This is a genomic window from Kitasatospora sp. MY 5-36 (genome assembly GCF_001182915.1).
Classification (GTDB): domain Bacteria; phylum Actinomycetota; class Actinomycetes; order Streptomycetales; family Streptomycetaceae; genus Kitasatospora.
Genome location: NZ_LFVW01000426.1, coordinates 1 through 10164, shown reverse-complemented (window position 1 = coordinate 10164; position 10164 = coordinate 1). Strand labels below are relative to the sequence as shown.

Annotated in this window: 10 protein-coding genes; 3 read left to right on the top strand and 7 right to left on the bottom strand. The window is 74.0% G+C overall.

Annotation, left to right across the window (positions count from 1 at the left end; genetic code table 11):
• A partial coding sequence (locus tag AE652_RS25470; protein WP_049655510.1) for a hypothetical protein occupies positions 1–551 on the bottom strand: 551 nt, incomplete at its 3' end.
• 378 nt (positions 552–929) lie between these two features.
• Here AE652_RS25470 and AE652_RS25465 point away from each other — a divergent pair.
• A complete protein-coding gene (locus tag AE652_RS25465; RefSeq protein ID WP_049655516.1) occupies positions 930–2435 on the top strand; it encodes a glutamate--cysteine ligase in 1506 nt (501 codons plus the stop codon).
• Positions 2436–2530: 95 nt separating this feature from the next.
• A complete protein-coding gene (locus AE652_RS25460) occupies positions 2531–3319 on the top strand; it encodes a CPBP family intramembrane glutamic endopeptidase (RefSeq protein WP_049655508.1) in 789 nt (262 codons plus the stop codon).
• Here the strand turns inward: AE652_RS25460 and AE652_RS25455 are convergent.
• From AE652_RS25455 to AE652_RS25430, 6 genes are all read right to left on the bottom strand, one after another.
• Positions 3297–3824 (bottom strand): HAD domain-containing protein, encoded by a 528-nt coding sequence (locus AE652_RS25455; RefSeq protein ID WP_049655506.1) that lies wholly within the window; start codon positions 3822–3824, stop codon positions 3297–3299. The genes AE652_RS25460 and AE652_RS25455 overlap by 23 nt on opposite strands.
• Before the next feature lie 100 nt (positions 3825–3924).
• Positions 3925–5187: an MFS transporter gene (locus AE652_RS25450; RefSeq protein ID WP_234348529.1), complete on the bottom strand. Its 1263-nt coding sequence runs from the start codon at positions 5185–5187 to the stop codon at positions 3925–3927.
• Between the two features lie 145 nt (positions 5188–5332).
• Positions 5333–6034: a dienelactone hydrolase family protein gene (locus tag AE652_RS25445; protein WP_049655503.1), complete on the bottom strand. Its 702-nt coding sequence runs from the start codon at positions 6032–6034 to the stop codon at positions 5333–5335.
• 57 nt (positions 6035–6091) lie between these two features.
• Complete coding sequence (locus tag AE652_RS25440; RefSeq protein WP_049655500.1) at positions 6092–7504, bottom strand: sugar porter family MFS transporter; 1413 nt, start codon at positions 7502–7504, stop codon at positions 6092–6094.
• Positions 7505–7621: 117 nt separating this feature from the next.
• Positions 7622–8359, bottom strand: coding sequence for an FMN-binding negative transcriptional regulator (locus tag AE652_RS25435; RefSeq protein ID WP_063780262.1), 738 nt, complete (start codon positions 8357–8359; stop codon positions 7622–7624).
• Between the two features lie 14 nt (positions 8360–8373).
• Positions 8374–9045, bottom strand: coding sequence for a pyridoxamine 5'-phosphate oxidase family protein (locus AE652_RS25430; RefSeq protein WP_049655499.1), 672 nt, complete (start codon positions 9043–9045; stop codon positions 8374–8376).
• Positions 9046–9079: 34 nt separating this feature from the next.
• Here AE652_RS25430 and AE652_RS25425 point away from each other — a divergent pair.
• On the top strand, positions 9080–10164 hold a 1085-nt coding region (locus AE652_RS25425), incomplete at its 3' end, for an aminotransferase class I/II-fold pyridoxal phosphate-dependent enzyme (protein WP_049655512.1).

The window sequence follows — 10164 nt, the reverse complement described above, 5'->3', positions numbered from 1 at the left end:
GGCCCGGCGAGCGGGGCGCGGGCGAGCAGCGGCAGCAGTTCGGCGGCGGGCCGGGCGCGGTGCGCGGCGACGCCGAGCGGGGCCGGGGCCAGGGGGATCAGCAGGTCGCCGTCCGGGTCGGCGTCGGGGTTGTGCAGCCAGAGCGCCGTGGCGTACTGGCCGGGGAAGGTCAGCAGCCGGGGCTGCCGGCGGGTCCGGGAGCCCTGGGCGAGCTGCCAGGCCTCGCGCAGCGCCCGGACCGTCGAGTCGAGGTAGGGGCCGGCGGTGAAGTGGGAGAAGCTGTGGCCCTCGGCGCTCTGCACCACCTCGGCGGCGGCGGCCACCTCGGCGCCGTCCTTGATCAGGAAGCGCCAGCCGGTGCGGCGGGCGGCCGGCAGCTCCGGGCGCGGGCCGTTCAGGACGTGCACCGCGAGCGGGTGGGCGGGGAGCAGTGGGCCGGTCGGATGGCGCAGTGCTGCGGCGGCGGGCTGGCGCAGCGCGGTCTCCGAGTCGAGCGCGCCCAGGACGGCGCGCAGGGCGCTCGGCGGGGGCTGGGGGGTTTGCAGAGTCATGGCGGGGTCCGCCTCTCCAAGCGAGATCGGCGTGCGAGTGCGGCATACCGGCGTGGCGGGGCGACGCGTCGTCGGTGACGGGGCCGGGCCGTGTCCGGTTGTGCAGGATCGCGGTGCCGGCGCGGTCGCCGCCTCGACGAGGGCTTTCGGGGCGAGGCGGACCGGCCGGAGCGCTGTGCGAATTCGAACAGGTGCGCAGGGTGATCTGTTTATCACAGGCTGTGGTGTCGGGCAAGTCCACAGTTCGTCTGATTTTCCGTCAGATGCCTTGCATTGCAAGCCAGTACGCACGTTCGGGTATCGATCTTCGCGGTGGGCATCATGCTTGCACGGTCGGTCGACCGGGTGCTCGACGGGGTGGCTCTGGAGGAGGGGACCGTGGGCGAGAAGGTCGTGGCGACTCGGGCGGAACTGGCGGACCGGCAGCTCTACCGGCGCAAGCTCCACACGTGTCTGGACGTGCTCGGACGGATGATCCGGGAGGACCGCTTCGACCGGCCGCGGGCGGTGATGGGCCTGGAGATCGAGCTCAACCTGGCCGACGAGCAGGGCCTGCCGGCCATGAACAACGCGCAGGTGCTGAGCGCGATCGGCTCCAGCGACTTCCAGACCGAACTGGGCCGCTTCAACATCGAGGTCAACATCACGCCGCACCGGCTCTGCGGCCACGTGTTCGAGGAGCTGCGCGAGGAGATCGACACCGGGCTGCGCTACGCCGACCGGCAGGCGGCCGAGGCGGGCGCCCGGATCGTCATGGTGGGCATCCTGCCGACGCTGGAGCACGCCCACACCGGGCTGGACGCGATGAGCCACAACCAGCGGTACAGCCTGCTCAGCGACCAGATCCTGGCCGCCCGCGGGGAGGACATCGCGCTGGACATCGAGGGCGTCGAGCACCTCCAGCTGGAGTCGATCACCATGGTGGCCGAGGCCGCCGCCACCTCGCTCCAACTGCACCTCCAGGTGACCCCGCAGCGGTTCTCCTCGGTGTGGAACGCGGCCCAGGCGATCTGCGGGCCGCAGCTCGCGCTCGGCGCCAACTCGCCCTTCCTGTTCGGGCGGGAGCTGTGGCGGGAGACCCGTCCGGTGCTCTTCCAACAGGCCTGTGACACCCGTACGGCGGAGCTCAAGGCCCAGGGCGTGCGCCCGATCACCTGGTTCGGCGAGCGCTGGGTGGACTCGGCGTACGACCTGTTCGAGGAGAACCTGCGGTACTTCCCCGCGCTGCTGCCGATCTGCGACGACGAGGACCCGATGAAGGTGCTGGCCTCCGGCGGCGCGCCCAGGCTCGCCGAGATGCGGCTGCACAACGGCACCATCTACCGCTGGAACCGCCCGGTGTACGACATCGCGGGCGGGGTGGCGCACCTGAGGGTGGAGAACCGGGCGCTGCCGGCCGGGCCGACGGTGGCCGACACGCTCGCCAACGCCGCCTTCTACTACGGCCTGGTGCGGGTGCTGGCCGAGCAGCCCCGGCCGATCTGGACCCGGCTGCCGTTCGAGCGGGCGGACGAGAACTTCCAGCAGGGCGCCCGGTACGGCATCGACGCGGTGTTCCAGTGGCCGCGCTCGGGGCGGGCCGGGCGCGGCGGCGGGCTGCAGACCGTGTCCGCGGTCGACCTGGTGCTCAACGAGCTGCTGCCGATGGCCTACCAGGGGCTGGACGAGTGGGGCGTGGAGCCCGCCGACCGGGACCGCTACCTGGGCATCATCGAGCAGCGCTGCCTGCGCCGCACCAACGGCGCGTCCTGGCAGACCGCCACCTTCCACCGGCTGCGCGAGCAGTACGGGATGGACCGGCCGGCCGCGCTCGCGGCGATGACCAGGCGCTACGCCGAACTCATGCGCGGCGGCGAGCCGGTGCACACCTGGCCGGTGGGCTGAGCCCTCCCCGTCGGGGCGGTCCGGCGGCTGTGTCAGGATGATCGCTCCGGCGGTCGGCCGACGGCCGGAGCGACCGCCCGTCCGCTGGAGCCCCCGTGACCACCGTCCCGACCGCGCCGGAGACCGCGAAGCCCACCCGTCGGCTGTTCGGCGCGGAACTGCTGATCGTCCTCGGCCTCTCCCTCGGGGCCAGCGGGATCAGCGCGCTGATCAGCTTCACCGGCTCGCTCACCGAACCGCTCAAGCTCGGCCAGCAGGTCGCCACGCTGAACGGCTCGCGGGCGCCCGGGCGGCCCTGGCTGGACCTGGTGTGGCAGCTGTACTACATCGGGCGCGGGCTGATGCCGGTGGTGCTGGTCGGGTACCTGCTGGTGCGCGAGGGCGTCGCGCTGCGGGTACTGGGCTTCGACCTCGGGCAGAAGCTGCGCGACCTGGGGCGGGGCGCCGCCGTCGCGGCCGCGATCGGCGGGTCGGGTCTGGCGCTCTACCTGGCCTCGCAGGCGGCCGGGTACAACCTGACGGTGGCGCCGTCCGGGCTGCCGGACGTGTGGTGGCGGGTGCCGGTGCTGCTGCTGTCGGCCTGGCAGAACGCGATCCTGGAGGAGGTCGTCGTCCTCGGCTACCTGCTGCGCCGGGTGGGGCAGGTCGGGTGGTCCTGGCCGGCGGCGGTGGCCGCGAGTTCGGTGCTGCGCGGCTCGTACCACCTCTACCAGGGGGTCGGCGGGCTGGTCGGCAACATGGTGATGGGCGCGGTGTTCTGCCTGCTGTACCGGCGCTGGGGGCGGGTGATGCCGCTGGTGGTGGCGCACGCGCTGATCGACACGGTGGCCTTTGTCGGGTACGCGCTGCTGGCCGGGCACGTCAGCTGGCTGCCGACCCCTTGAGCGACCGCGCCCGGCCGCGCGGCGGACGGGCGAGCAGCCGGTCGACGTGCTGGCGCTCCAGGCCCTCGCCGGGGTCGACGGGCAGCAGCAGGCGGTCCCGGCGCAACTGGGAGCGGCGGACCAGCCGCGGCGGGATGACGTCGTCCACCCAGGCGAACGGCCGGCCGGCGGCGTAGCGCAGCAGCGGGGCCCACTTGGCGGCGGAGAACAGCTCCATCAGCGGGACGCGCGGGTCGCCGGGCTGCGGGACGTAGCCGGTGAAGGTGACCACCGGGAGCGGGTCCAGGCCGATCGCCGGGGCGATGTGGGTGTTCGCGTTCTCCTCCCACGTCGTCGCCCAGACCAGGTCGTACGTTCCGGAGAGCTCGCGCAGCCAGGCGCCGTGCCGGGCGGACAGCAGGACGGTGTAGCCGAACAGGGTGTGGGTGTCGAACCCGGCGTCCGGGTGGGGGCGGACCGGGTTGAGGACGCCGTCGACGTCCAGGAACAGCAGTGGCTTCGGCACCGGTGGCCCCTCGGAGACGGTGGTGTTTCCTGACACTTCGGACGTCACCCGCGCACCTGCGGTTGCCCACGGGCGGGCGCACGCGGGGCGCACAGGGGGCTCATGGAGCGGGCGCGGGCTCGCTGACGGGCACCGGTGCGTCCGTCGTGCCCCGACGGCTCAGCCGGCGCACCTGCGGGTCCAGCAGGACGACCGCGCTGAGCACCAGACAGGCGGCGGCGCACGCCCAGAGCGCGCCCGACAGGCCGAGCGCCACGGCGGCGGGGCCGGCCAGCGCGGTGCCGACCGGGGCCAGCGAGTAGGAGCCGAGCTCGTCGTACGCGGTGACCCGGGAGAACATCTCCTCGGGTATCTCCTGCTGGAGCGCGACCATCCAGTTGACGCCGAAGACGGTGACGCCGACGCCGGACAGGAACATCGCGACGACCAGCAGCGGCAGCGGCACCTCGGCGGCGAGGGCCAGGGCGGGCACGCCGAACAGGAAGACCCCCCAGTTGCCGACCAGCAGGATCCGGCGCGGCCGCCAGCGCGTCATCAGCACGCCGGTGGCCACCAGGCCGACGCCGTAGGCGGCCATCGCCAGGCCCCAGGCGCCCGCCCCGCCGAGCCGCTCCTTGGCGGCGGTCGGCCCGTACACCGACTCCACCGCGTTGATGCAGGCGACCAGCACCGAGAACTGGAGCACGATCACCCAGAGCCAGCGGCGGGAGGCGAACTCCCGCCAGCCCTCGCGCAGGTCGCGCAGCATGCTGCTGCCGGAGGACGCGGGGGCCTTCTCCGGCTCCAGGAAGAAGCGGAGGGCGGCGGCGACCAGGAAGCACAGGGCGTCCAGCGCGAGCACCCAGCCCGGGCCGACGAGGGCGGTGAGCGCCCCGCCGAGGGCGGCGCCGCCGATCTGGGAGGCGTTGAGGCCCATCCGGAAGACCGCGAAGGCGCGGGCGGCGTGCTCCTGGGGGACGGCCTGCATGATCATGCCGCCGGAGGCGGGGGAGTAGAGGGCGTAGCCGGCCCCGCCGGCCGCGGAGAGCGCCAGCATCTGCCAGAGCCGGACGTCACCGGTCAGCACCAGGGCGGCCAGGACGGCCTGGGAGACCCCGCTGAACACGTTGGCGGCGACCATGATCAGGTGGCGCGGCAGCCGGTCGGCGAGGGTGCCGCCGACCACCATCAGCAGGACGGTGGGCACCAGCCGGGCGGCGGTGACGTAGCCGACCTCTGTCGTGGTGCCGCCGGTGCCGAGCACGGCGAAGGCGGTGGCGATGGGGGCGCCGGCGTTGCCGAGGCCGCTGACCACGGTGGCGGCGGTCTGGATGCGGAAGTTGCGGCTCGCCCAGGCGAAGCGGCGTGAGGGTGGGGTCGGCACCCGGAGACTATGCCGTGGGGGCGTACGGGTGTCCATCCGGTTGTCGTACCGGGGCGTCGGAAGGGTGGGGTTTCAGCCGAGCTTGCCCCGTCGGCCGAGGTGGCCCCGTACGTCGAGGTCTGCCCCGTCGGCCGTGCCGGCCCCGTCAGCCGAGGTGGCCCCAGAGGAAGGTGACGGTGCGGCGCCAGGCGATCCGGGCCTGGAGCGGGTCGTAGGTGCCGATCAGGTTCTCGTCGTTCATGAAGGCGTGCCCGGCCGGGTAGAAGTGGATCTCCGGGCGGACGTCGGTGGCCTCGCCGATCCGGATCGCCGCCTCGTCCACGGCGGCCATCGGGATCGAGCCGTCCAGCTCGCCGAAGTGGCCGAGCACGTGGGCGGTCAGGCCGCGGTAGTCGAAGTCCGGGTCGGGCGGCAGGCCGTAGAACGGGACCACGGCGGCCACCCTGTCGCCGGCCCGGGCGGCCAGCAGCAGGGCGAAGCCGCCGCCCATGCAGAAGCCGACCACGCCGACCGCGTCGCCGACCACGCCGTCCAGCGCGAGCAGGTGGTCGACCGCCCCGGCCAGGTCCTCCACCGCCCGGTCGACCGGCAGCTCGCGCCGGAAGCGGGCCGCCTCGGTGCCGTCGTGGGTGGTGGCGCCGCCGAACAGGTCGGGGGCGAGGACGGTGAAGCCCTCGGCGGCGAAGCGGTCGGCCATGTCGGCGATGTGCGAGGTGAGGCCCCACCACTCCTGCACCACCACCAGGCCCGGTCCGACGCCCTGCGGCGGGCGGGCCAGGTAGCCGTGCGCGGTACGGCCGTTGCTCGGGAAGGTGACGTTCTGCCGGGAGCCGCCCTGGTCAGGCATGGCTTCCTCTCGGTGGGTCGGGCCGCGAGCGGCGGGAGTTCGGCGGGGCGGTCCGGGTCAGCCCATCTCCTCCAGGGCGCGTCCCTTGGTCTCCTTGATGCAGAAGGCCACGAACGGGATGGAGAGCAGCGCGAAGGCCGCGTAGATGACGTACGTCGCGGAGAGGTTCCAGTCGGCGAGGTCCGGGAAGCGGACGGTGATCGCCCAGCTGGCGATCCACTGCGCCGAGGCGGCGACGGACAGCGCCAGCGCGCGGATCCGGTTGGGGAACATCTCGCCGAGCAGGACCCAGACCACCACGCCCCAGGAGAAGGCGAAGCAGAGCACGAAGACGTGCGCGGCGACCAGGGCGACGGTGGCGTGGGTGTTGTCCAGGGTGGCGGTGTCGCCGGTGCCCTCCCGGTAGGAGAACGCCCAGGCGGCGGTGCCCAGTGCGGCCGCCATGCCGATCGAGCCGGCCAAGGCGAGCGGCTTGCGGCCGATCCGGTCCACCAGGGCCATCGCGATCACCGTGCCGATCACGTTGATGATCGAGGTGGAGAGGCTGATCAGCAGCGAGTTGGACTCGTTGATGCCGACCGACTGCCACAGCAGGGACGAGTAGTAGAAGATCACGTTGATGCCGACGAACTGCTGGAACACCGAGGCGCCGATGCCGACCCAGACGATCGGCAGCAGGCCGAAGCGGCCGCCCATCAGGTCCTTCATCCGGGGCTTGTGGCTGGACTCCAGCACCGAGCGGATCTCCGCGACCCGGGCGTCCAGGTCCACGCCCTCGCCCTCGACCTCGACCAGCACCTTGCGGGCCTGCTCCTCGCGGTGGTCGGCGATCAGGAAGCGCGGCGACTCCGGGATGGCGAGCGCCATCAGCCCGTACACCAGGGCCGGGATGGCCTCGACGCCGAGCATCCACTGCCAGGCCTGGATGCCGCCGAGGTGGTTGGTGGACTCGCCGCCGGCGGCCTGGTTGAGGGCCCAGTTGGCGAGCTGGGAGACGGTGATGCCGAGCACGATCGCCATCTGCTGGAAGGAGGCGAGCCGGCCGCGGTACGCGGTCGGGGCGACCTCGGCGATGTAGGTCGGGGCGATCACCGAGGCGATGCCGATCGCGATGCCGCCGACCACGCGCCAGGTGGCGAGGGTCTCGATGTTCGGCGGGAACATCGAGCCGATGCCGCTGGCCGCGAACAGGGCGGCGGCCAGCAGCATCGTGCGGACCCGGCCGAGGCGGTCGGCGAGCCGGCCGGCGATCACCGCGCCCACCGCCGAGCCGAGCAGCGCGATCGCCACCACGAAGGCGGTGGTGCCGTGGCCGACCCCGAAGTGCTTCTGGATGCCCGTCACGGCGCCGTTGATCACCGCGCTGTCGTAGCCGAACAGGAAGCCGCCCATGGCGGCGGCCGCCGAGATGAACACGACGTGGCCGAGGTGGGCCTCGCCGGCCGCCCGTTGGCTGTTGACTGAGGACACGCGCGCTCCCGGGGGTGGACGGGCCCGCTCTGACGCCGAGTGGGCAGGGCTCGTCTCACATTCGAGCAGCGCGGCGGCCGACCTGCCCGAGGGGGCGGCCGACCGGGTGATCCGGGGTCAGCCGGCGGCGCGCGGCCGCTCGGTGCGCCGGTCGACGGTGCGCGGGAGGTCGGCGCGCGGGGCGTCGCCCACGGGGTCGGCGGCGCCCCGCGGCCCGTCGGTGCGCCGCCGGTGACGGCGGAGCAGCTGGGCCCGGGCGGCGGCGTACTGGTCGCGGCCGCGCCCCCGGCCGTCGGCGCGTTCGGCGAGCCGGTCGGCGATCGCGTACTGCGCCTCGGCGGGCTTCTTGTCGTCGTACTTGAACTTGGCCCGCACCTCGTCGACGGTCAGCCGGAGCCCGCGCAGGCCGGGCAGCTGCCGGGCCAGCTCGCCCTCGCCGGGCACCACCCGGACCTCCGGGGTCTCGGGCTGGAAGTGCGCCAGCTGGCGGTTGAGGATCTCGGCCTTGCCGGCCGCGGACTCCACCACCTCGGCGGTGCAGTGGAAGTGGACCGAGGCGTAGTAGCTGGTGGGCGTGCCCGGTGCGCCGCGCCAGTGGCCCGGGGCGAAGGCGTAGCCGTCGGTGACCGCGAGGGTGACCTTCGGGTCGGCCCGGACGGCGGCCAGCAGCGGGTTGGGCGCGGCGAGGTGGAGCAGGATCTCGCCGCGGTCGGCGTCCAGCAGGAAGTGCGTCGGGACCAGCACCGGCCCCTCGCCGGGGCCGCCGTTGGCGGCGAGCAGGCCGAAGTCGCGGCCCTCGGCCAGCCAGGCGCGCCACTCGGCCTCGTCACCGCGGTCCCAGGATCTGATCAGCACGGGTGGGCCTCCCGTCAGCGGGGGTAGCCGCGCAGGTGCGCGGGGAGCGGGACGGCGGTGCCGGGGTGCGGCTCGGGGGTGCCGTGCACGGTGGTGACCGGGATCAGCCCGGACCAGTACGGCAGGCCGGTGTCCTCCGGGTCGTCGGCGGCGCCGTCCTCCCGGGTCTTGGCCGAGACCTCGTCCAGCTCCAGCCGGACGACGGCGGTGGCGGCGAGCTCCTTGGCGTTGGCCGGACGGACCTCGGCGGAGCGCCCCGGTATCGCGTGGTCGACCAGGGCGGCGAGCGCGACGTCCAGCTCCTCGGGGTCGGTGACCTGGTGCGCGGTGCCGTGGGCGACCACCGAGCGGAAGTTCACCGAGTGGTTGAACGCGGACTTGGTCAGCACCAGCGCGTCGACCTGGGTGACGGTGACGCACACCGGCATGCCCTGCTCGCCGGAGGCGTTGCGCATCGGGCGGCTTCCGGTGGAGCCGTGGACGTAGAGCCGGCTGCCGACCCGGGCGAAGATCGTCGGCAGGACCACGGGGGCGCCGTCGACGACGAAGCCGAGGTGGCAGATGTAGGCGCTGTCGAGGATGGCGTGGATCGCCTCCTGCTCCCAGGTGGCCCGGTCCCGGTAGCGGGTGGGGGTGGTCCTGGGGGTGCGGGAGTAGCTGGGCGAGTCTTCCGGGTTGGCCGACATGACATCCTCTATGTACTAGTGCATACTTAGCTTTGTGCTAGGAGACTATCCGCTGAAAGGGCGACGCGCCAGCGAAATCGCGGCCCACGTCGAGCAGGGCGTGAGCAGCGGGCAGCTCGCCCCGGGAACCGCGCTGCCCCCGCTGCGCGACCTCGCCGCCGAACTGGGCGTCAACCCCAACACCGTCGCCGCCGCCTACCGGCTGCTGCGCGACCGCGGCGTGATCGAGACGGCCGGCCGCAAGGGCAGCCGCATCCTGCCCAGGCCCGCGCTCACCCCGCGCGACCAGATCCGCATCCCCGTCCCGCCGCACGCCCGCGACCTGTCCACCGGCAACCCCGACCCGGCCCTGCTGCCCGACCTCGCCCAGGCCCTCGCGGCCGCCGCCGAGGCCGCGCGCACCGACCCCGTGCTGTACGGGCACGCCGGCGTCGACCCGCGGCTGCTCGCGCTCGCCCGCGCCTCCTTGGAGGCCGACGGCCTGCCCGGCGGCCCGATCGCCGTCGCCTCCGGCTCGCTGGACACCGTCGAACGGATCCTCGGCGCCCGGCTGCGCCCCGGCGACGCGGTGGCCGTCGAGGACCCGGGCTGGGGCAGCCTGCTCGACCTGCTGCCCGCGCTGGGGCTGAAGCAGGTGCCCGTCCGGCTGGACGGCGAGGGCCCGCTGCCGGGGTCGCTGGCCGCCGCGCTGGCCGAGGGCGTCCGGGCCGTGGTGGTCACCAGCCGGGCGCAGAACCCGACCGGTGCGGCGCTCACCGCGCGGCGGGCCGAGGCGCTCAAGGCCGTCCTGGCCGAGCACCCCGGGGTGCTGCTGATCGAGGACGACCACGGGCACGGCATGGTCGACCAGCCGTACCACCCGCTGGTCGGGGCGGGCACCCGGCACTGGGCGGTGGTGCGCTCGGCGGCCAAGGCGTACGGGCCGGACCTGCGGGTCTCGGTGGCGGTCGGGGACGAGGAGACGATCGGACGGGTGACCGGCCGGCTGCGGCTGGGCGCCGGCTGGGTCAGCCACCTGCTGCAGCGCACCGTCGCGGAGCTGTGGAGCCGCGACGCCGCGCCGGCCGACCGGGTGGCCGCCGCGTACCGGGCCCGGCGGGACGCGCTGCTGGACGAGCT

Bases quoted from the DNA above. Each gene is read 5' to 3' on its own strand.
- AE652_RS25445 (WP_049655503.1), bottom strand. From the start codon at position 6,034: ATGCCTGACCAGGGCGGCTCCCGGCAGAACGTCACCTTCCCGAGCAAC.
- AE652_RS25430 (WP_049655499.1), bottom strand. From the start codon at position 9,045: ATGTCGGCCAACCCGGAAGACTCGCCCAGCTACTCCCGCACCCCCAGG.